Annotated in this window: 22 protein-coding genes and 1 tRNA gene; 15 read left to right on the top strand and 8 right to left on the bottom strand. The window is 70.1% G+C overall.

From position 1 onward, the window contains the following. The first annotated feature begins 48 nt into the window (after window positions 1-48). The 3 genes from hemC to AUC44_RS14865 all read left to right on the top strand — a co-directional run bounded on the left by hemC (window position 49) and on the right by AUC44_RS14865 (window position 2348). Complete coding sequence (gene hemC / locus AUC44_RS14875) at window positions 49-978, top strand: hydroxymethylbilane synthase (protein WP_046843558.1); 930 nt, start codon at window positions 49-51, stop codon at window positions 976-978. 2 nt (window positions 979-980) lie between these two features. Beyond that, window positions 981-1163, top strand: a complete 183-nt coding sequence (locus AUC44_RS14870; protein WP_062159418.1) for a hypothetical protein — start codon at window positions 981-983, stop codon at window positions 1161-1163. Between the two features lie 198 nt (window positions 1164-1361). Next, a complete protein-coding gene (locus AUC44_RS14865) occupies window positions 1362-2348 on the top strand; it encodes an asparaginase (protein ID WP_062159417.1) in 987 nt (328 codons plus the stop codon). A 61-nt stretch (window positions 2349-2409) separates the two neighbouring features. On the opposite strand, the gene AUC44_RS14860 is transcribed toward AUC44_RS14865, so the two are convergent. The 3 genes from AUC44_RS14860 to nth all read right to left on the bottom strand — a co-directional run bounded on the left by AUC44_RS14860 (window position 2410) and on the right by nth (window position 5215). Next, window positions 2410-3132, bottom strand: coding sequence for a zinc ribbon domain-containing protein (locus AUC44_RS14860; RefSeq protein ID WP_062159416.1), 723 nt, complete (start codon window positions 3130-3132; stop codon window positions 2410-2412). Between the two features lie 164 nt (window positions 3133-3296). Next, complete coding sequence (locus AUC44_RS14855) at window positions 3297-4550, bottom strand: MFS transporter (RefSeq protein ID WP_231724468.1); 1254 nt, start codon at window positions 4548-4550, stop codon at window positions 3297-3299. After that, window positions 4547-5215 carry an endonuclease III gene (gene nth / locus AUC44_RS14850; protein WP_062159415.1) on the bottom strand — a complete coding sequence of 223 codons (669 nt, stop codon included), beginning with the start codon at window positions 5213-5215 and terminating at the stop codon, window positions 4547-4549. Before nth ends, AUC44_RS14855 begins: the two co-directional genes overlap by 4 nt. A gap of 94 nt (window positions 5216-5309) precedes the next feature. On the opposite strand from nth, the gene AUC44_RS14845 reads away from it, so the two are divergent. Continuing rightward, complete coding sequence (locus AUC44_RS14845) at window positions 5310-5531, top strand: hypothetical protein (protein WP_062159414.1); 222 nt, start codon at window positions 5310-5312, stop codon at window positions 5529-5531. Between the two features lie 85 nt (window positions 5532-5616). Then, window positions 5617-5692 (top strand) — tRNA-Trp (locus AUC44_RS14840). A 508-nt stretch (window positions 5693-6200) separates the two neighbouring features. Here the strand turns inward: AUC44_RS14840 and AUC44_RS14835 are convergent. Next, on the bottom strand, window positions 6201-6965 hold the full coding sequence (locus AUC44_RS14835) for an HD domain-containing protein (protein WP_062159413.1): 765 nt from the start codon (window positions 6963-6965) through the stop codon (window positions 6201-6203). A 308-nt stretch (window positions 6966-7273) separates the two neighbouring features. Here AUC44_RS14835 and AUC44_RS14830 point away from each other — a divergent pair, with 308 nt between their 5' ends. Continuing rightward, window positions 7274-7909: a hypothetical protein gene (locus tag AUC44_RS14830; protein WP_062159412.1), complete on the top strand. Its 636-nt coding sequence runs from the start codon at window positions 7274-7276 to the stop codon at window positions 7907-7909. Between the two features lie 48 nt (window positions 7910-7957). Here the strand turns inward: AUC44_RS14830 and cutA are convergent, their stop codons facing one another. Then, entirely contained in the window at window positions 7958-8278 is a 321-nt protein-coding gene (gene cutA / locus AUC44_RS14825) for a divalent-cation tolerance protein CutA (RefSeq protein ID WP_082689086.1), read from the bottom strand. A 117-nt stretch (window positions 8279-8395) separates the two neighbouring features. On the opposite strand from cutA, the gene AUC44_RS14820 reads away from it, so the two are divergent. The 4 genes from AUC44_RS14820 (at window position 8396) to AUC44_RS14805 (ending at window position 11453) form a co-directional block, all read left to right on the top strand. After that, on the top strand, window positions 8396-8839 hold the full coding sequence (locus AUC44_RS14820; protein WP_062159410.1) for a hypothetical protein: 444 nt from the start codon (window positions 8396-8398) through the stop codon (window positions 8837-8839). A 96-nt stretch (window positions 8840-8935) separates the two neighbouring features. Continuing rightward, a complete protein-coding gene (accD, locus tag AUC44_RS14815; protein WP_062159409.1) occupies window positions 8936-9790 on the top strand; it encodes an acetyl-CoA carboxylase, carboxyltransferase subunit beta in 855 nt (284 codons plus the stop codon). After that, complete coding sequence (locus AUC44_RS14810; RefSeq protein WP_062159408.1) at window positions 9787-10740, top strand: acetyl-CoA carboxylase carboxyltransferase subunit alpha; 954 nt, start codon at window positions 9787-9789, stop codon at window positions 10738-10740. Before accD ends, AUC44_RS14810 begins: the two co-directional genes overlap by 4 nt. 77 nt (window positions 10741-10817) lie before the next feature. Further along, on the top strand, window positions 10818-11453 hold the full coding sequence (locus AUC44_RS14805) for a LysE family translocator (RefSeq protein WP_062159407.1): 636 nt from the start codon (window positions 10818-10820) through the stop codon (window positions 11451-11453). Here the strand turns inward: AUC44_RS14805 and AUC44_RS14800 are convergent. Together AUC44_RS14800 and ttcA are read right to left on the bottom strand one after the other, a co-directional pair. Continuing rightward, a complete protein-coding gene (locus AUC44_RS14800; RefSeq protein WP_062159406.1) occupies window positions 11448-12152 on the bottom strand; it encodes an HAD family hydrolase in 705 nt (234 codons plus the stop codon). The genes AUC44_RS14805 and AUC44_RS14800 overlap by 6 nt on opposite strands. A 175-nt stretch (window positions 12153-12327) precedes the next feature. Then, complete coding sequence (gene ttcA, locus AUC44_RS14795) at window positions 12328-13209, bottom strand: tRNA 2-thiocytidine(32) synthetase TtcA (protein ID WP_062159405.1); 882 nt, start codon at window positions 13207-13209, stop codon at window positions 12328-12330. A gap of 126 nt (window positions 13210-13335) precedes the next feature. On the opposite strand from ttcA, the gene AUC44_RS14790 reads away from it, so the two are divergent. From AUC44_RS14790 to AUC44_RS14780, 3 genes are all read left to right on the top strand, one after another. Next, the gene (locus tag AUC44_RS14790) at window positions 13336-13761 is read left to right on the top strand and encodes a hypothetical protein (protein WP_062159404.1); all 426 of its coding nucleotides are present in this window, start codon (window positions 13336-13338) and stop codon (window positions 13759-13761) included. 166 nt (window positions 13762-13927) lie between these two features. Then, window positions 13928-16336 carry a transglycosylase domain-containing protein gene (locus tag AUC44_RS14785; protein WP_062159403.1) on the top strand — a complete coding sequence of 803 codons (2409 nt, stop codon included), beginning with the start codon at window positions 13928-13930 and terminating at the stop codon, window positions 16334-16336. Between the two features lie 44 nt (window positions 16337-16380). Beyond that, window positions 16381-16620: a hypothetical protein gene (locus tag AUC44_RS14780; protein WP_062159402.1), complete on the top strand. Its 240-nt coding sequence runs from the start codon at window positions 16381-16383 to the stop codon at window positions 16618-16620. An 86-nt stretch (window positions 16621-16706) separates the two neighbouring features. Here the strand turns inward: AUC44_RS14780 and pnp are convergent, their stop codons facing one another. Further along, window positions 16707-18878: a polyribonucleotide nucleotidyltransferase gene (gene pnp, locus AUC44_RS14775; protein ID WP_062159401.1), complete on the bottom strand. Its 2172-nt coding sequence runs from the start codon at window positions 18876-18878 to the stop codon at window positions 16707-16709. Window positions 18879-18954: 76 nt separating this feature from the next. On the opposite strand from pnp, the gene AUC44_RS16685 reads away from it, so the two are divergent. Further along, complete coding sequence (locus tag AUC44_RS16685) at window positions 18955-19095, top strand: hypothetical protein (protein WP_157445397.1); 141 nt, start codon at window positions 18955-18957, stop codon at window positions 19093-19095. A gap of 36 nt (window positions 19096-19131) precedes the next feature. Further along, complete coding sequence (dkgB, locus tag AUC44_RS14770; RefSeq protein ID WP_062159400.1) at window positions 19132-19941, top strand: 2,5-didehydrogluconate reductase DkgB; 810 nt, start codon at window positions 19132-19134, stop codon at window positions 19939-19941. The last annotated feature ends 129 nt before the right edge of the window (window positions 19942-20070 follow it).

Here is a 20070-nt window from a genome sequence, read left to right as displayed (position 1 = left end):
GAGCGCGCGCGTGCGCGCCCCGGGTGCGGCGCGTATAATGCGCGGGTTATGCGGATGGTGACGGTAGGAACGCGCGGCAGCACTCTTGCGCTTGCACAGACCCAGTGGGTGGTGGCTCGCCTGAAAGAGGAATGGCCGGACACGGACTTCCGCATTCAGACCATCAGCACGAAGGGCGACCGCAACCGCGGCAGCCTGGAGGCCATGGCGCAGAAGGGCGACAAGGGCTTCTGGGTCAAGGAGATCGAGGACGCCCTGCTCGCCAAGCGGATCGACATCGCGGTGCACTCCCTCAAGGACCTGCCCACCGAGCAGCCCGAGGGCCTGGAGGTCAGCTCCATTCCCCGCCGCGTGGACGCGCGCGACGTGCTGATCGGCAAGGAAGGCATGAAACGCCTCGCGGACCTCCCGCAGGGCGCCCGCGTGGGCACGAGCAGCGTGCGGCGCAAGGCGTTCCTGCGCGCCTACCGCCCGGACCTGCAGGTCATCGACCTGCGCGGCAACATCGACACCCGCCTCGCTGCGCTGGCCGGGAACGAGTATGACGCGATCATTCTGGCCGCCGCCGGCCTGATCCGTACCGAGATGCGCCACCGCATCGACGAGTTCGTCGAACCCGACATCATGCTGCCCGCCCCCGGCCAGGGCGCCCTGGCCCTGGAAACCCGCGCGGACGACGACCTGACCATCGAGGTCGCGTACGCCATCCACGACCACACCACCGACGACCGCATCACCGCCGAACGCGAATTCCTCGCGGGCCTGGGTGCGGGCTGCATGGCCCCGGTCGGCGCGCACGCCACCGTCAAGGGCGGCCTGCTGACCCTCGAAGGCTGGGTGGGCGCCCTGGACGGCGGGCACGTCATCCGCGCCACCACGCAGGGCGACCCCAGCGAATGCGCCGACCTGGGCGCCGAACTGGCCACCGACATGCTCGACCGGGGCGCGCAGGCCCTGATCGACGCCGCGCGCAGCTGACCGTGAATCCCCTGGCGCGCACGCTGCTGGTCGCGCTGGCCGCCGCGCTGCTGTGGATGGGCATCGGCCTGTGGCAGCGCACCCAGGCGGGCGCGGCCCTGCCGGACGCGCTGCTGGCCGAACTGCCCCTGACCGCCGCGATTTTCGCCGTGGCCCTCGTCTGGCAGCGCCTGCGCCGCCGCTGAACGCCCTGCCCGCGACCCGCCAGGCCCCCGGTGCTGGCGGGCGCTGTCGTTGGACAGGGTCCGAGAGTCTGAGGGTCGAGGCGCCGCGCCGATTGCCCTGGCCGGGCGTCCGGCCCAACGGGCCACCCCCCCGCCGGGTCCCCTCGACCCTGGATCACCGGGCGCGCAGGCCCGGCTGTCCCGACTACCATGCCAGTAATGCCCAGTGACGCCACCCCACCCGCCCGCGCGCCCCGACTGGCACTGATCCACACGGGCGGCACGATCGCCAGCCGTCCCAGCCCCGACGGGCGCGGCCTCACCCCCCAGACGCCCCCCACCCTGCCCGGCCTGGAACAGGTGCAGGTCACGGAGGCGCAGCCTTTCAGCCTCCCCAGCCCGCACATGACCCCGGCGCACATGGGGCAGCTGGCGGCCCTGATCCGGGAACTGGCTCCCACGCACGACGGGGTGGTCGTCACGCACGGCACCGACACCCTGGAGGAAACCGCGTTCGCGCTGCACCTGATGCTGGACGTGAAGGTCCCGGTCGTCCTGACCGGCAGCATGCGCCACGCCGAGGAGATCAGCTGGGACGGCCCCGCCAACCTGCTCGACGCCGCGCACGTCGCCCTGCACCCCTACAGCCCCGGACGCGGGCCGCTCGTCGTGATCGGCGGGGACATCTTCGACGCGCGGACCGTCACGAAGATCCACACGACCGCCGTGGACGCCTTCGGCGGGTACCCCGGCCCCATCGGCCGCATCGACCGCGAGGGGCATACGCCGCGCCTGCACTACTTCGCCATGCCCGAACCGCGCGCCACGTACCACCCCACGCACCTGCGCGCCCGCGTGGAGATCCTCTACGCCTACGCCGGCTGGACCGGCGAAGGGTACGCCGAGGCTGCCGCGCGGGCCGACGGGCTGGTCATCGCCGCGCTCGGCACCGGGAACCTCCCTGCCGAACTCCTCCCGCTCATCCAGGGCACCGAGAAGCCCGTCGTGATCGCCACCCGCACCCACGCCGGGCCCGTCCTGCCGGTGTACGGCTACGCGGGCGGCGGCGCCACCCTGGTCGAGGCCGGGGCGATTCCCGCCAGTTTCCTGAACGCCCACAAGGCCCGGCTGCTGCTGCTGATCCTGCTCGGCCAGGGCCTCACGCGTGAGCAGATCCAGACGGTGTTCGAACGCGACGAGTTCTGACGGGCATTCAAGCGAAACCCCACCCCAGGCCAGCAAGGCGGGGTGGGGTTTTCCCTGCGGTTTACGCGAGGTCGAGGCGGATCAGGAAGCGGCCGCAGCTGGGGCACTTCACGGGGGGCAGTTTGCCCTGCGCGGCCTTCTGCTGGACGTTCACGGGGAGGTTCACGTTGCAGCCGCTGCAGCGGCCGGCCTTGATCTCCACGACGCCCAGGCCCTTCTTGGCGCGGCGGATCATGTCGTACTCGCGGATGGTGCGCGCGTCGAGGTTCCCGGCGAGCTGGGCGCGTTCCTGACGGTCCGCTTCGCCCTGGTCGCGCAGGCCCTGCACGCGGGTCTCGTCCTGTTCTTCCAGCGCGCCCAGGGAGGGGCGCAGGGCGCGGTGCTGGCTGCGCAGGTCGGCCGCGCGGGCCATGAGGGCCTGCTGCTGCTCGCGCAGCGGGGCGAGGTCCTCTTCGAGTTCGTCGGCGCGTTCGCTGAGCATCTGGATGCGGCTGCCGTACTGGGACTGCGCGCGGGCGTCGAAGGCGTTCTTCTCCTGCTCCTCACGCGCGCGGCCGACCTGCTCGCGGATGCTGGACAGGTCGAGTTCGGTGCGGCGGATGTTCTTCTCGACGCCTTCCAGGGTGATCTCGGTGTCCTCGAGTTCGTTGTTCAGGCGTTCCTGCTCGGCGCGGGCGTCGCGCAGTTCAGGGGAAATGTTGCCTTCCTCGTCGCGCAGGCGGTCGAGGTTCAGGTCGAGTTCCTGAACGCGGTGCAGGCGGCGAAGGGGGGAGGTATCGCTCATCACTGGCAGTCTACCCCCGTTCATGAGTTCGGAGGTCAACTGATCCGGATTCCGTCTGTTTCGTTAACAGATCGGAACGCCACCGATCTGTCAACTCCACGCCCGGCACCCGCCCCGCTCCTACTCGCGGATGCGAGTATTCGGTTCGCTGTCCGGCGCGGCCCTCATGGCGTGACCGGGGCGGGCGTGGGCGTGCGCTGGGCGCGGCGGTACAGACCCAGGTAGATCGCCAGGACGCTCGCGCCGTACATCAGCAGCGTCCACGCGAACAGCGCGTTGAAGGCCGTGCTGAAGGGCAGTGCGCCGCGCACCACGCCGGACAGGATGCTGCTGATCGCCCAGCCCAGGTCCCAGGCGATCAGGTTCACGGCGGAGTACATGGGCCGGTCCTCCTCGGGCAGGGCGGTCATGGCGTAGGCGCTGTACACGGGCCCGGCGGCGTTCATCAGCGCGCCGCGCGTGAACAGCGCCGCCGTGACCATCCACAGCTGCGGCGCGAAGCCCAGCACCGCCAGGAACGGCAGGCTGCACGCCTGCACGACCAGCACCGCCTGAAGCTGGCCCATGCGGCGCACGAGCAGGGGTTGCAGCAGCGCCGTGGCGGCGGTCGCCAGGCTGGTCCAGGCGAACAGGGTGCCCAGGCCCGCGTAGGACACGTTGAATTTCCCCTCAATGAACACGTTCAGGAACGGGATGGTCGCGCCCGCACCCAGGCCCACGAGGACGTTCGGCAGGACCAGCCGGGCCATGGTGGCGCGGTCCCGGACGTGAAAGCTGCGCCCGGTGGGTTTGGTCTTCCCGGTCGGCCGGAGCCACAGGACGGGCAGCAGGCCGATGAGTTGCAGCGCGGCGGCGACCAGCAGCGCGGCCCGCAGCGCCCCCAGCGCGTCCGGCGCCGTGCCGGTGCTCTGGGCGTACAGGGTGGGAATCTGGCCTCCCAGCAGGTTCCCCAGGAAGCCCGCGCCGGTCATCAATGCGTTCTGCACGCTGAACAGCGTGACGCGGCTGCGCTCGTCGCTGTTGTTCGCCATGAACGGCGACGCCGCGACCATGCTGAGTGCTCCGCCCGCCCCCTGGATGACCGCGCCCACGATGACCAGCAGCGGCCCGTTCGCCAGCACCAGCAGGCCCAGGCCCAGCAGGTTCAGTGCGGCGCCGACCTTCAGCGCGTGCGCGTTGCTGATGCGCCGCGCGACCGCCACCGCCGGCAGGCTCAGGCACGCCAGGGTGATGGCGGGCAGCGCGTTCAGGACGCCCTGCCACTCGGCACCCAGTCCCAGGGCCCGCAGGTAGAAGTTCAGGAACAGCGCCGTGAACGCCTGCGAGAGCCCGAACGCGAACACCGACGACAGATACAGCCACACCTGCCGCGAGAACCGCCACGTCTGCCCCCGCTGCGGCCTCAGGTCACCGCTCACGCCACGCCCACTTTCGGGCAGAAGGAGGCCATGACGCACGCCCCGCACTCGGGTTTGCGTGCCGCGCAGACCCGGCGGCCGTGCAGGATCAGCGCGTGATGCAGGAACACCCACCGTTCCCGCGGGAACAGGCGCTGAAGGTCGAGTTCCACCTTGTCGGGGTTCGTCTGGGTGCTCAGGCCCAGGCGGCGCGCCAGCCGCCCGACGTGCGTATCCACCGCGATCGCCGGGTACCCGAAGGCGTTCGACAGGACCACGTTCGCGGTCTTGCGGCCCGCGCCGGGCAGCGCCACCACCGCGTCGAAGTCGTTCGGGACCTCGCCCCTGTGCCGTTCGACCAGCAGCCGGGCCAGCGCCGCGAGGTTGCGGGCCTTGGCGCGGTACAGCCCGATCCGGCGGATCAGCGGCTCGATGTCCTCGGCCTTGGCCTGACTCATGGCCTGCGCGTCCGGGTACGCCTCGAACAGCGCGGGCGTCGCCGCATTCACGCTCACGTCCGTGGCCTGCGCGCTCAGGACCGTCGCCACGAGCAGTTCGAACGGCGTGCGGAACTCCAGTTCCGTCCGCGCGTCCGGGTACAGCGCGTCCAGCGCCGTCAGGACCTGTGGGGCACGCACCCGCGCGCCCGGCGGCAGTCGCGCCGCACCCTTCTTCTTCTCCGTCACCCCGCCACGCTACACCCCCCTCATGCGGCACGTCCGCGCGCCTGGGACAGCCAGGAGCCGCAACCCACGCCCGCCCACCCACGTATCTGGGGACATGAGACTCGCCGCCATCCTCCTGGGTATCCTGGCCGCCATCGGCCTGCTGCTGGGTCTGCTGCCGCTGCTGGGCTGGCTGAACTGGCTGCTGGTGCTGCCGCCCGCCGTGCTGGGCCTGATCCTCGCCGTGCTGGCAAAGGACCGGGGCGCGACCACCCTGAACGTCGTGGTCCTCGGACTGGCTGCGCTGCGCCTGTTCCTGGGCGGCGGCGTCCTGTAAGCGGTCGGTCCGCCCCAGCTCACCCTTGCGCGACGCCGGGACGGGTGCTACTCTGCACAGGCCCGCGCGGACAGCGCGCGAGAACGGGTCCTTAGCTCAGTTGGTAGAGCGGCGGTCTCCAAAACCGTAGGTCGTGGGTTCAAGTCCTACAGGGCCCGCCATGAACAACCCCCGCCCAGCGCGGGGTTTTTCCATATGGCTTGCCTGGCGGTTCGTCCCTGTTGCCGAAACGCCCCCGCGCAGGGCCAGGGTGACGTAGCACGCTGCTGGAGAGTTCCGGCGAGGTCATGACCTCCCAGACGGCATACACGAGTGGGAAAATCTCAGAGGCCGAGCCCCTGTTTTTTTCTGGGCGGAGTGAGCCCGCCTCCCAGCCTGCGGGCTGGCCTGGCCAGGGCCTGCCAGAAGAGGCCGGAGTTCCCCTGACACTTCTGGTCCAGGCAATTGACAGGAGGGGACGACGAGGCGCCCATCGCAGTCCGGCCCTTCCTGTCGTTTTGCTGATCTTCTTGACCTCACGGCGGTCTCCGGCACGCCGGCCAAGATCATGCCACGGGTTTTAAAAGCTGTTCAGAACCTCATTTTTGCCATCTGGAAGCAGCACAGTCTTCGCCGTATGGCTGTCAGTGATGACCCAGACTGGTTACTCATGCATGCGCCTGTCAAGCGCTAGAGGCGCGTCACACGGAGGTGACGCTCAACGAATGGCCTCAGCGGTGCGGCGGCGATCACATCCTCCTCGCGGACACCGCAGGCCTGCTCAAGCGCGGCGACGGTCCGGTCGAGTTCCGTGACGAGTGCCTGGAGGCGCGGTCGTCCCTGCGCACCCGGCGCCCGGCGGTACGCCCAGACGAGCAGCCGGTAGTACTGCAACGTCCCCTCCTGACCGGCCGTGAAGCGGTCGAAGAATGCCACGCGACTCTCCGGGCTTTCCCCGAAGGCCAGGACGTCCGCGAGGATCGCGCGAGCATTGTGCAGCTTGTCCGACGCACTGACCAGCAGCGACGCCGCCTCCTCGACGTGATCGGTGTCGATCAACCGGTGGAGGTACGCCATCTTGCGTTCCGCCCAGGGTGCCTTCTCCCCGGCGACCAGGGCCGTCTCCTCGGTCGCGCCGGACACCAGCTGCTCCACCCAATCGCCGAACTCCTCCCGGATCACGCGGCGTAGGTCCTCGCGCGCCTCACCGCGCCGCGCCACGTCCGTCTGGATGTTCTCCGGGCCGTCCTCCAGCGCGTCATGCAGGAGCGCCGCGATGGCCTCGTCCTCTGAAGCGCCGAATTCCAGGGCGATGGACGCGACGCCCAGCAGGTGGGAGAGGTACGGCACGGTGGGCGTCTCGCCCTCCGGCACCTTGCGGTACTGCCCGGCATGCCAGCGGTGCGCCCGCTCCAGGGCGTGCAGGAAACGGTCTGTGAGGGGGAAGTCGCTCATGCGGCCATCCTACTGATCGGTGATCCTTCCGGCGTGCAGATCCCATCGGCCCACAGTGTGTTCAGTCCTTTCACTGAAAGCATCCATCACCGTCGGTCGTGGGCTCAAGGCCTACCGGGCCTGCCGCACCACGGCCTGCATTTCGGTGCAGGGTGTCGTGCGGCCACGCCGGCCGGCCGGGCCTGTCATAACTCTGACGGTCCATCTGCGCTGCACTGGATGAAGGCCGGGTGTGAAGTTCATCCCAACGGTCCCGGGAGAACCTTTATAGACTCCGGGTCATTCCCTCACGCGAGTCAAGGAGTCCCATGAAGAAGTTCACTGTTCTGTCCATCGTTGCCCTGAGCGTGTCGCTTGCCAGCTGCAGCAAGATCGTGGGCGCGGCCATCCCCGCCCAGACCATCAGCAACCCGGCCGGACTGGAAGGCAAGCAACTCGTCGCTTCCTCTCCTCTGATGATCGAATCGGTGCGCGGCACGGTCAGTTACAGCACGGCCGGCGCGCCCTTCGACGACATTCAGATTCCGGACCTGCCGTTCGGCATCAAGCCCGGCGGCCTGGACTTCAAGACCGGGTTCAGCCAGATCGACGTGACGGGGGCGTGCGTGAAACCGCAGAGCTTTACCGTGACAGTCCGCGACGTGAAGGTGGACGCCAGTGACGCGGCCGCCAGCGCGAGCTTCAGCGCCAACGCGGCCGCGCAGTTCACGCTGACCAAGACGTCGGAGGGTGCGGGCAGCGCCGCGTACAGCGTGTCCGACACGAAACTGAACGTGGCGGCGGACGTGTCGACGGCCATGAAGTTCTTCTCGATCCTCACCAGCGGCGGCAAGAACACCGTCAGCGTCACGGCCACCATCAGCGCCAGCGACAACGGCCTGGCGGGCTGCACCATGGGCTTCACCCTCAAGGACGTGAGCGTCACGCTGAGCAAGTTCCAGTAAAGTCGTCATCCGAACCGCCCCCTTCCAAGTGGAGGGGGGCGGCGGTGTTCAGCGCTGTGGGGACGTCAGGGCGTCACGCAGCCACGCCTGGAATTCCGGCAGGGCGCGGTCGTACTGCAGGGCGATGATCTCGGGCACCTCGTAGGGGTGCACGGCCTTGATGCGCGCCTCCAGTTCGGGGTACTGCTCGCCGCTGGTCTTGATCAGCAGCAGGCTCTCGGGATCCTCGGCGACCTCGCCCTGCCAGCGGTACACGCTCTGCAGGCCGGGAATGATGTTCACGCAACCGGCCAGATGCTCGGCGACGAGGGTGCGGGCCAGGTCAAGAGCCCGCTCGGGGGGGAGGGTGACCATGACGACAAGTGACACGCTCCCAGCATACGGCCTGCCTGCCGGGGGGATAGCGGTGCCCCCGGCATATGAACCCACCCTTACGTCAATGTTGCCGTAAGGGCAGCCCGCCGGCGCGCCCGCTACGCTGAGCGGATGAGAACCGTCGTGTTGATTGTCGTGCTGGTGCTGCTGGGTCTGTTCGCAGTCCTGAACACCAACGCGCTGATGTTTCCCCATACGCTGAGCCTGGGCTTCGCCACGTACACCGGCGTGCCGATGGGCCTGATCCTGCTGATCGTGGCGACCCTGCTCGCGCTGCTGTTCTACTTCTGGGCGGGGATCTCGGGCTTGCGGGCGCAGGCGGACAGCGCCAAACTGCTGCGCGACATGGAGGCCCTGCGCACCAGCCTCGACCAGCAGGAAAGCAGCCGCTTCGCGCAGCTCCAGACCCACCTCGACGAGCGCTTCCGGGTGCTGGGCCAGGGCAGCGGCGGCAGCGAGGTGGCGGCCCTGCACGCGCGCGTGGACGCGCTGCAACGCGACCTGAACGTGCAGCTCGCGCAGATGGACGACTATCTGAAGAGCAAGCTGGGCTGAGGTGTGAGCGCCGGGCGGCGCGGCTGGACACTCCTTGCACCCGGTGCAAAAGCAGGGGGCCGCGCCGCCTAGAATGCCCACGGAGGAGTACACCGCATGGCCCTTGACCGTTTTTTCCGCCGCCGTCGCCCCCAGCAGCAGCCGGGCACGGACGTGCCTGACCTGTGGACCCAGTGCCCCGCCTGCAAGGAAGGGGTGTACAACCGCGACCTCGAAGCGGGCGCCTACGTGTGCCCCAAGTGCGGGCACCACATCCGCCTCGACGCCGCTCAGCGCGTGCAGGTGCTGCTCGACGAGGGCAGCTTCACGCAGCTGTCCGGTCGCGTGAAGCCCACCGACGCCCTGAACTTCCAGGACACCGAGGCCTACACCGAGCGCCTGCGCCGCGCCCAGAAGAAGACGGGTCGCCCCGACGCGATCCTGACCGGCACCGGCACCATCCTGGACGTGCCGGTCACGCTGGCCGTCATGGACTTCGCCTTTTCCGGGGGCAGCATGGGCAGCGTCGTGGGTGAGGAGATCGCCCGCGCCGCCGAGCACGCCGCCGCGCATGACACGCCCCTGATCATCGTGACCGCCAGTGGCGGGGCGCGCATGCAGGAAAGTGCCCTGTCCCTGATGCAGATGGCCAAGACCACCGTCGCCCTGGAGGGCCTGACCGAGCGGGGCCTGCCGTACGTCAGCCTGCTCACCGACCCCACCACGGGCGGCGTGACCGCCAGCTTCGCGACCATCGCGGACGTGATCATCGCCGAGCCCGGCGCGCTGATCGGCTTCGCGGGCCCGCGCGTGATCCAGCAGACCATCCGCCAGAACCTCCCCGAGGGCTTCCAGCGCGCCGAATTCCTGCTGGAGCACGGCATGGTGGACGCCGTCGTGGACCGCCGCGAGCAGCGCGCGTACCTCGCGTCCCTGCTGGGCCTGCTGACCCGCCGCGAGGTGACCGCGTGACTGCCCCCATCGACACCCTGAAGGAACTCGAGGCCCGCGTGCGTGACCTTGAGGTGACCGCGCAGAAGACCGGGCAGAACCTCGACGCCGCCCTGAACCCCCTGCGCGCCGAGGTGGACCGCCTGCGCGCCGCGCAGCCCAAGTCCGCCCCGACCCGCTGGGAGCGCGTGCAACTGGCCCGCGCGCAGGGCCGCCCCACCGCGCTGGACTACGTGGACCGCCTGTGCACCGAGTTCACCGAACTGCACGGCGACCGCCGCTACGGCGACGACCCCGCCCTGATCGGCGGCCCCGCCCGCTGGCAGGGCGTGCCCGTCATGCTGCTGCTGCAGCAGAAGGGCCGTGACACCAAGAGCAAGATCAAACGCCGCTTCGGCAGCGCCAACCCCGAGGGCTACCGCAAGGCCGTGCGCCTGATGGACCTCGCCGACAAGTTCGGGCTGCCCGTCGTGGCCCTCGTGGACACCCAGGGCGCCTACCCCGGCCTGGAAGCCGAGGAACGCGGCCAGGGCTGGGCCATCGCCGAGAGCATCCGCCGCATGTTGAACCTGCGCGTGCCGGTCGTGAACGTCGTCATCGGCGAGGGCGGCTCCGGCGGCGCGCTCGCCATCGGCGTGGGCAACCGCGTCCTGATCCAGGAGAACGCGTGGTACTCCGTGATCTCCCCGGAAGGTGCGGCGAGCATCATCTGGAAGGACGCCAGCAAGGCCCCCCTGGCCGCCGAGGCGCTGCGCCTGACCGCCCCGGACCTCCTGAAGCTCGGCATTGTCGAGGAAGTCATTCCCGAACCCGCAGGCGGCGCGCACCAGAACGCCGACGAGGCCGCCCGCGCCGTCGGCGAGGCCGTGACCCGTCACCTGCGGGAACTCGCCGCGCAGGACGCCGCGACCCTGAAGACCGACCGGGCCGCGCGCTTCCGCCGCCTGGGCGCCTACACCGAAACGCCCTGACCCACCCCCACCTGGCGCGGACCTCTCCTCACCGGGCGGTCCGCGCTTGTTCTGGCAGGGCGCGGCTATGCTCGGGCATGCCTGACCTGCCCACCCTGCTCACCTTCAGCGTCGCGGCGCTGGCCCTGATCGTCATTCCCGGCCCCAGCGTGCTGTACATCGTGGCGCGTAGCCTCCACCAGGGACGGCGCGCCGGACTGGTCTCCGCGCTGGGCGTGCAGACCGGCGGACTGGTGCATGTCCTGGCCGCCACGCTGGGCGTCTCCGCGCTCGTGCTGTCCAGCGCCCTGCTGTTCAGCGTCCTGAAATGGGCGGGGGCCGCGTACCTGCTCGTGCTGGGCCTCCGCACCCTGCGCGCCCCCACCCCGGACGCCCTGACGGTCACCGTGCCGGACGCGCCGCCCCTGACGCGGATCTACCGGCAAGGGGCCGTCGTGAACGCCCTGAACCCCAAGACGGCGCTGTTCTTCCTGGCGTTCCTGCCGCAGTTCGTGCACCCCGGTCACGGGCCCGTGTGGGCGCAGACCCTCACGCTGGGACTGGTGTTCCTGGGCCTCGCCACCCTGAGTGACGGCGCGTACGCCCTGCTGGCCGGCAGCCTGGGGCGGCGCTGGCAGGGAAGCCGCACCTTCGCCCGGCGGCAGCAGCAGGTGTCCGGCGGGGTGTACCTCGCGCTGGGCGTGGGCACCGCCCTGATCCCCCACGGGTCATGAGGGCCGGGGCAGGTCGGCCAGACCCGCCACGCTGAGCGCCGCGCCGCCCGCCAGCGCCCGCTCCCGCACACGCGGGTGCGCGTGGACGTGCCACGCGGGCAGCCCCGCCGCGAGTGCGCCATGCACGTCATGCTCCGGACTGTCCCCCACGTACGCGCCTGCCCCGGCCGGCAGACCCAGGGCGTTCAGCGTCACCCGGAAGGGCAGGGGATCGGGTTTCAGCGCCCCCACCTCACCCGAGATGACGACCACCTCGAACACGTCGGGGAGGCAGGCCTGCACCCGCGCCCGCTGCGCCGGGCCGTCGTACGTGTTGGACAGCAGCGCCAGCCGCACCCCGGCCCCCCGCAGGTCACGCAGCAACTCCGCCGCGCCCGGCATGGGCACCGTCGCCGCCACCAGCGCCCGCGTGTACACGCCCAGGTGCTCCTCCGTCAGCGTCACGCCGTACGCCGCGAGCGTCCGCCCCAGCCGCTCGGCGTCCTGCCGCAGCGGGTCGGCCAGTCCGGCCTCCACCCGCGCGTGGAAGGCCATGATCTCGTCCACCGCCCGGTCCTCGAACTCTGCTGGCGGCACATCCGGGCACGCCGCGCGCCGCAGCGTGTCCAGCGCGTGAATGTCAGCCGCGACGAAATCCGTCAGGGTGCCGTCGAAATCGAAGGCCAGGAAGTGCAGGGGGGCGGGCTGGTCGGGACGCACCCCGGCAGCCTACCCGCCCCACCTGTTGCGCGCGGCCTCACAGCAGAATTCAGAGGGATTGAATGGATTGAACAATTCCTCTGAATCGAGCAGGGCGCACACCTGTGAAGAACAGCAGTTGGAAGTGGAGCCCCGGGGCATGCCCTTGGCCCCAGGGTGGAACTGGAAACCGCCCTCAGCCGAGCATGTCGAGTTCCTGCACGCCGCTCAGGAACTCGCGCTGCGGGTACTCGTCCGGGTCGAAGCCGCGGTCGCCCTCGGCGGGCGTGACACTCAGGGAGGCGAAGTCGAACAGGTCGCGGTCCATCAGGTGGCTGGGGGTGACGCGGGTCAGGGCGCGGGCGATGTTCGTCAGGCGGCCCGGGTGTTCCCGCTCCCAGCCTTCCAGCATCTCGCCCACGACCTTGCGCTGGAGGTTTTCCTGGCTGCCGCAGAGGTTGCAGGGAATGATCGGGAACTGGCGCGCCTGCGCGTAGCGGATGATGTCGGCCTCCGCGACGTAGGCCAGGGGGCGGATGACGACGTTCGTGCCGTCGTCGCTCTGGAGTTTGGGGGGCATGGCCTTCAGGCGCGCGCCGAAGAACAGGTTCATGAACAGCGTTTCCAGGATGTCGTCGCGGTGGTGGCCCAGCGCGATCTTCGTCGCGCCGATCCTGCGGGCGTGGGCGTACAGGATGCCGCGGCGCAGGCGGCTGCACAGCGCGCAGGTGGTCTTGCCTTCCGGTGTTTTGTCCTTGACGACGCTGTACGTGTCCTCGGTGAGGATGTCGAAGCGCACGCCCAGCTGCGTCAGGTAGCGGGGCAGGACGTCCTTCGGGAAGCCCGGCTGGCCCTGGTCGAGGTTCACGGCGACGATCTCAAAGTCGATGGGCGCCTTCTTCTGGAGGTGCAGCAGGACGTCCAGCAGCGTGTAGCTGTCCTTCCCGCCGGACAGGCAGACCATCACGCGGTCACCGCCTTCGATCATGCGGTAGTCGCCGATGGCCTGTCCCACCCCCTTCACGATCGTCTGGAAGAGGCGGGGGTCGGTGGCAGAGGTGGGGGCAGTCTGGGTCATGGCGCGCTAACGGGTCATGGTACGCGCTGAGTGGGGGGGCAAGTGTTCCCTGGGTCGCGTGAGGGGGCATGGCCGCTCATGAATGGGCGGTCAGGGCGCCCTCATGAGGTTCCGATATCTAGAAGTGTGTCGAATATCACCGTCCTGCTGTTGGTGGGCTGCGCCCTGCTCGTCGGGTGCGGCGCCGCGCCCAGCGTGCCTACGGCAACCCTGCCGGCCGGACCGGCCGCCGTCAGCCCCGCTGCCCCAGTGCCTGCCCCCGCCGCGCCCACCCCAGCCGCGCCGACCGAACCGGCCGGACCCGACCTGCACGTGCTGGACGCCTCCCTGCTGCGCGTGAGCCTTCAGGACAGGGTGCTGATCATCGAGACCGCCAGTCCGGGCGCCACCACCTTCGTGCGCCTGACGGGCTGCCCCGGCCCCTGCCGCCTGACCGGGGCGCAGGGCGTACTCGTGCCCGCTGCGGGGCTCCACGTGGACGCCCGGGAAGGGCTGACCGTGCAGGCCCGCGCCCCCCTGGGCGAGTGGAGCGACGCCGCCGCCTACCGCTGACGCGGCCCCCGCCGGGGCCAGGGGCGCTCATGCTTTCTGGGGACGGCCCGGCAGGGCAGACGTGACAGACTGCTCTCATGACGGCTCCCGCCGCCCCGCCCCCTTCCATGTGCCAGCGTGACCTGAGGCCAGATGCGTTTCAGCTTCACCCGCTAGAGTGGCCCCGATGAGAGCCTTGAACATCCTGGGCGGCGCGCTGCTCGCCGGTGCAGCTGGCGTGGGCGGCCTGTGGTTCGCGTGGGGCCGCGACCTGCCCAGCGTGTCCGACCTGGACGTCCTGGAGTTCAGCGGCCAGACCCGCGTGTACGACCGCGCCGGGACGCTGGTGGGGACCCTGACGCCCAGCCTGAGCAGCGGCGGCAGCGTGAACCGCGACCTGCTCAAGGCCGGGCAGATCAGCCCCTGGCTTCAGAAGGCCGTGGTGACCAGCGAGGACCGCCGTTTCTACCAGCACGGCGGCGTGGACGTGATCGGCATCGGACGCGGCCTCCTGAAGGGCCTGCTGAAAAACGACCTGGAGGGCGGCAGCTCCATCACGCAGCAGGTCGTGAAGAACACCCTGCTGGCCGATCTGCACGGCGCGCGCACCCCGGAACGCAAGTTCAAGGAGGCGGTGCTGGCCTACCAGCTGGAACGCAACTTCGAGAAGAAGCAGATCCTGAACGCGTACCTGAACGTCATCTACTGGGGCGACGGGGGCAGCAGCGACATCATCGGGGCGGGCGGCGCCGCGCACGCGTACTTCGGGAAGGACGCCTCGGCCCTGAACCTCGCCGAGAGCGTGTACCTCGCTACGATCATCCCCGCACCCAACCGCCGCTACAAGGAATTCAGGTCGTACCGCCCCCTGATGAAAAGCCTCCTGACCCGCATGGTCGAGGACGGACAGGTCACGCAGGCCGAGGCGGACGCCGCCTGGAAGACCCCGATCTACCCGGCCGGGTGGCGGCTGGGCTGGAACGCGGACGGCACGCTGCGCAGCGCGAACCTGGAACGCCCCGACCGGCTGGGCGAGAACCTCCAGCGGACCGAGGGCGCCCGGCGATACCCGAACTTCTACTACCTGCAGGGGGTGGAGAAGGAACTGCTGCCCCTGATCGGCCGCAAGGCCCTGTACGGCGGCGGGAAGATCTACACCGGCATGAGCGCCCAGGCGCAGGCGGCCGCCGAGCAGGCCAGCCGCGACGCCCGCCTGCCCGACGGCGCCACCCTGGGCGCCGCGCTGGTCCGCCCGGACAGCGGCGAGGTGCTGGCCCTGGTCGGGCAGAAACTCACGGACGCCCGACCCAGCGACTGGAACAACGCCACCCAGGCCAGACGCCAAGTGGGCAGCAGCGTCAAGCCGCTGCTGTACGCCCTGGCGCTCGAGAAGGGCTGGAAGCAGAGCGACACCGTCCTCGACGCGCCCATCCAGGGTGACTACCAGCCCATGAACTACAACCGCCGCTGGACCGGGCGGTACGTCACGATGCGCTACTCGCTGGACCACAGCCTGAACCTCCCCACCGTGCGGATCGGGCAGGAACTGGGCATTCCCACCTTTGAGGCGAAACTGCGCGACCTGGGCCTCACGCCCCCCGCGAACGCCGGGCTGTCCCTGACCATCGGCACGCTGGAAGCCAGCCCGCTGCAGATGGCGTCCGCGTACGCGACCTTCGCCAACGGCGGCCTGTACTACGCGCCCACCCTGGTCCGCAAGGTCGAGGACGCGCGCGGCAAGGTCATCTACACCCGCGCCGCCCCCACCCCGAAACGCGTCTGGGACGCCCGCGCCGCGTGGCTGGGCCTGGACATGCTGCGCGGCGTCGTCAACGACCTGACGGCGTCCCAGGGGGGCCTCGCCACGCGCGCCCTGATTCCCGGCTGGCCGGTCGGCGGCAAGACCGGCACCACCAACGACATCAAGGACCTCTGGTTCGCGGGCGTCACCCCTACCGTCGCCGGGGCCGTCTGGGTCGGGAAGCAGGAGGGCGGAGCGCTGCCCGGCTGGGCGTACAGCGGCGAGATCCCCACGCCCGTGTGGCAGCAGGCCGTGGCGGGTGCGCTGGCCGGGCAGCCCGAGGCCGCCTTCCGGCAGCCGGACGGGGTCACGTACCGCGTCGTGCGCAACGTGAACATGGCCTTCCGCACCGAGGAGGCCGACAACGACCCCGTCGCCCGCGACGGCAGCGGCAGCAACAGCGGGTTCTTCGGCCGCCGCCGCCAGCCCGCCCCGACCGTGCAGCCCAGCCCGGCGCCCGACCCGGACCCCGCGCCCGTCCCCACCGAGGAGGTCGCGGTCCCCGAACCCACCCCCGAGGCGACCCCCGAGCCCACGCCGGTAGACGCCATTCCCGCCACGCCACCCGAACCGCAGGTGCAGCCCGACCCCACCCCCGCGCCGGAGCCCGTCACGCCCGACACCGCGCCGGACGTCCCGGTGCAGAACCCCCCAGAGCCGCTGCCCACCGAACCCGACCCGAACGCCATCCCGGACCAGAACCCCGGCGATCAGAGCGAGACCCCCGCCGACCCGACCATCCCGGACGGGCAGGACACCACCGAACCCATCAATGAGATTCCCCCGCTGAACTGACCCCTGACAGGAACAGGGCCGCCCCCGCGCTCTACACTGCGCGCATGACGGCCCTGTTCTGGCTGATGTCCCTGCTGGCTGCCGCCCTGGCGCTCGGCAGCATCCTGCTGCTCACCCGCGACCTGCCGCGCGTGTCCGTCCCCGGCATCGCGGGCGAACTGCTGACCTTCGCGCTGCTGGGCGCCCTGCTGCTGCTCGGCGCGCCCCTGGCGACCCTGTTGCCCGCCCTGCTCGCCGGTCTGGTCGGCACCGCCGTGGGCCTGTACCAGCTGCTGAACCGCTAGCAGCGGGTAACAAGGGGAGAGGGGCGTGCGATTGATCCGCACGCCCCCTCCTTCAACTGTCAACGTTCAACCTGCGACCCTGATCCTCAGTCGCGGCGGGGTGGGCGGCCGCCGCGGTCTCCGCGGTCGCCGCTGCGGGCGGGGCGGGGTTCGCGGGGGGCGATCTTGCCTTCGAGTTCGGGGCGGATCAGGTCGATCTTGCCGCGGTCGTCGATGTTGGCGATCTTCACGCGCAGCTTGTCGCCGACGTTCAGGACGTCCTCGACGGCGTTGATGCGTTCCTCGCTCATCTGGCTGATGTGGAGCATGCCGTCCTGGCCGGGGAAGAGGTTGACGAACGCGCCGAAGGGGGCGGTTTTGACGACGGTACCGTCGAATTCCTCGCCGACCTTCGCCTCGCGGGTGATGCCCTCGATGCGGGCCTTGACGGCCTCGGCGGCGGCGCCGTCCGCGCTGAAGATACGGATGGTGCCGTCCTCTTCCACGGTGACCTGGGCGCCCATGGCTTCGAGTTCGCGGATCTGTTTGCCGCCGGGCCCGATGACCTTGCCGATCAGTTCGGGGTTGATCTTGATGCTCACGATGCGGGGCGCGGTGGGGCTCAGTTCGGCGCGGGGCGCGGCGAGCACCTCGGCCATCTTGCCGAGGATGTGCAGGCGACCCTCGCGGGCCTGCGCCAGGGCTTCACGCATGACCTGCGGGGTGATGCCGCCCACCTTGATGTCCATCTGCAGGGCGGTGATGCCGTCGGCGGTGCCGCACACCTTGAAGTCCATGTCGCCCAGCGCGTCTTCCAGGCCCAGGATGTCGGTCAGGACGCGGTACTTGTCGCCTTCCATGACCAGACCCATCGCGACGCCCGCCACGGGGGCCTTGATGGGCACGCCCGCGTCCATGAGGGCCAGCGTGCCGGAGCAGACGGTCGCCATGCTGCTCGACCCGTTGGATTCCAGCACCTCGCCCACGAGGCGGATGACGTACGGGAACTCCTCGAAGGTGGGCAGCACGGCGCGGATGGCGCGCTTGGCGAGGTTGCCGTGCCCGATCTCGCGGCGGGACTGCCCGCCCATGCGCTTGACCTCGCCGGTGCTGTAGGGGGGGAAGTTGTAGTGCAGCAGGAACTTGTCGCCGGTCTCGGTGGTCAGGTCGTCCACGAGGATCTCGTCGCGTTCGGTGCCCAGGGTCGCCACGCCGAGCACCTGCGTCTCGCCGCGCGTGAAGATCGCGCTGCCGTGCGCGCGGGGCAGCGCCCGCGTCTCGATCCAGATGGGCCGCACGGTGCGGCTGTTGCGGCCGTCGGCGCGCAGGTCGTCTTCGAGGATCAGGCGGCGCAGTTCCTGCTTCTCGACCTTCCCGAAGGCGCTCTTAAGGGCTACGAGGCGCTCCTCGGCACCCTCGACCTCACCGTCAGGGATGCGCGCCTGGATCAGGCGGTCACGCAGCGCCTTGATGGCCGCCGAGCGGTCCTTCTTCTTGGCGGTCAGCAGCGCGTCGCGCAGGCCCGCGGCGCGCGCCGCCTCGGCCAGTTCCGGCACGAGGTCCGTGCTCAGGTCGCCGTCGGCCAGGAAGTTGAACTTCTCCTGGCCCAGCTCGGCGCGCATCTGCTCGATCAGCGTCAGGACGCCCTGCATCCCGGCGTGCGCGAACTCGATCGCGGCCACCAGATCTTCCTCGGCCACGTTCTGCGCGCCGGCCTCGACCATCATCACGGCGTCGCGGGTACCCGCCACGACGAGGTCCATGCGGCTGCGCTCGAGCTGGTCGGCGGTGGGGTTCAGGATGAACTGCCCGTCGATCTGGCCCACGCGCACGCACGCGGTCGGGCCGTTCCAGGGGATGTCACTGATGCTCAGCGCGGCCGAGGCGCCGATGGGACCCAGCACGTCCGGCAGGTTCTGCTGGTCGGCGCTGAGAACCGTGATGATGACCTGCGTCTCGTGGCGGTAACCCTTGGGGAACAGCGGGCGGATCTGGCGGTCGGTGATGCGCGCCGACAGGATCGCCTTCTCGCCGGGGCGGCCCTCGCGGCGGTGGAAGCTGCCGGGAATCTTCCCGACGGCGTAGTGACGCTCCTCGAACTCCACCGTCAGCGGCAGGAAGTCCAGGGTGCTCTTCTCTTCACGGGCCTGCGCGGTCACCAGCACGACCGTGTCGCCGTAGCGCAGGGTCACGGAGCCGCTCACCAGCTTGGCAAGCTTGCCCGTCTCGATGCTCAGTTCGCGCTCCCCGAGCATCGTCTTGTAAGTCTTTCCGATCATGAAATCCAGTCTATCCCGCCCGGACAGGCCCGCGCCGTGACGCGCGGCAACCTCTGCGCGGCGCGGAGCGGGAGGCGTGACGACCATGCTGGAATTCACGGTGAACGCGGCCGGTCAGGGGCTGGAGGCCGGGCCGTGCTCGACCCGCTGGACGCTGCGCTGGCTGGCGGTGTTGTGCGCGGCGGGCGCGGCGCTGCTGTCCCTGAAGATCCGCTGAATTCTTCCCGGCGGGCGGGCGTGGCAGAGTGCGGCCATGACCGTACCGAAGTTCGGATTGGGAACGTTCCGCCTGAAGGATGACGTGGTCCGCCGGGTGGTCGCGGACGCGCTGGAGCTGGGCTACCGCGCCATCGACACGGCGCAGGGCTACGACAACGAGGGCGAGATCGGCGAGGTGCTCGCCGCGAGTGGCGTGCCGCGCGCGGACGTGTACCTCACCACGAAGATCAAGCCTGCCAACTACCGCCGGGACGCGCTGCTGGACAGCCTGCGCGTCAGCCTGGAGAAACTGCGCGTGGAGCAGGTGGACCTGACCCTGATCCACTGGCCGGTCCCGAACGGCGAGGTGCACCCCGAGGAGTACCTGTCGGCGCTGGCCGAGGCGCGCGAGCAGGGCCTGACGCGCGAGATCGGCGTGTCGAACTTCAACATTGCCGGGCTGCGCCGGGCCCGCGAGATCCTGGGCGGCGTGCCGCTGGCGACGAATCAGGTGGAGATCCACCCGTACCTCCAGAACCGGAAACTGGTGGAGTTCGCCCGTGGGGAGGGCCTGCACCTCACGTCGTACATGACGTTGGCGGTCGGGAAGGTCATGGACGACCCGGTGCTGCGCGACATCGCCGGGGCGCACGGCGCGAACCCCGCGCAGGTGGCGCTCGCGTGGGCGCTGGCGCAGGGCTTCAGCGTGATTCCCAGCAGCACAAAACGCGAGAACCTCGCCGGGAACCTGCGCGCCCAGGACCTTCAGCTGACCGCCGAGGACCTGGACCGCATCGCGGCGCTGGACGTGGGCGAGGCCGCCCGCATCGCCAGCCCGGAGAGCGCCCGGCCCGTCTGGGACTGACACGGACTCCGGTTGAACGGTGTGCCAGCACCGTTCAACCCGGGTGGATGCGACTCGCAGAGCTGCCCCGCAGGGAAAGAGCACAGCGGGTTCGGGGCGTGGAGTTGGCACCCCGGTGACCCTGCGGGG

It is taken from the genome of Deinococcus actinosclerus, assembly GCF_001507665.1.
Lineage (GTDB): Bacteria > Deinococcota > Deinococci > Deinococcales > Deinococcaceae > Deinococcus > Deinococcus actinosclerus.
This window is presented reverse-complemented; position numbering and strand designations above follow the sequence as displayed.

Bases quoted from the DNA above. Each gene is read 5' to 3' on its own strand.
- AUC44_RS14805 (WP_062159407.1), top strand. From the start codon at position 10,818: ATGCCTGACCTGCCCACCCTGCTCACCTTCAGCGTCGCGGCGCTGGCC.
- ttcA (WP_062159405.1), bottom strand. From the start codon at position 13,209: ATGACCCAGACTGCCCCCACCTCTGCCACCGACCCCCGCCTCTTCCAG.
- hemC (WP_046843558.1), top strand. From the start codon at position 49: ATGCGGATGGTGACGGTAGGAACGCGCGGCAGCACTCTTGCGCTTGCA.
- AUC44_RS14830 (WP_062159412.1), top strand. From the start codon at position 7,274: ATGAAGAAGTTCACTGTTCTGTCCATCGTTGCCCTGAGCGTGTCGCTT.
- AUC44_RS14845 (WP_062159414.1), top strand. From the start codon at position 5,310: ATGAGACTCGCCGCCATCCTCCTGGGTATCCTGGCCGCCATCGGCCTG.
- AUC44_RS14820 (WP_062159410.1), top strand. From the start codon at position 8,396: ATGAGAACCGTCGTGTTGATTGTCGTGCTGGTGCTGCTGGGTCTGTTC.
- AUC44_RS14865 (WP_062159417.1), top strand. From the start codon at position 1,362: ATGCCCAGTGACGCCACCCCACCCGCCCGCGCGCCCCGACTGGCACTG.
- accD (WP_062159409.1), top strand. From the start codon at position 8,936: ATGGCCCTTGACCGTTTTTTCCGCCGCCGTCGCCCCCAGCAGCAGCCG.
- AUC44_RS14835 (WP_062159413.1), bottom strand. From the start codon at position 6,965: ATGAGCGACTTCCCCCTCACAGACCGTTTCCTGCACGCCCTGGAGCGG.
- dkgB (WP_062159400.1), top strand. From the start codon at position 19,132: ATGACCGTACCGAAGTTCGGATTGGGAACGTTCCGCCTGAAGGATGAC.
- AUC44_RS14785 (WP_062159403.1), top strand. From the start codon at position 13,928: ATGAGAGCCTTGAACATCCTGGGCGGCGCGCTGCTCGCCGGTGCAGCT.
- pnp (WP_062159401.1), bottom strand. From the start codon at position 18,878: ATGATCGGAAAGACTTACAAGACGATGCTCGGGGAGCGCGAACTGAGC.
- AUC44_RS14860 (WP_062159416.1), bottom strand. From the start codon at position 3,132: ATGAGCGATACCTCCCCCCTTCGCCGCCTGCACCGCGTTCAGGAACTC.
- AUC44_RS14780 (WP_062159402.1), top strand. From the start codon at position 16,381: ATGACGGCCCTGTTCTGGCTGATGTCCCTGCTGGCTGCCGCCCTGGCG.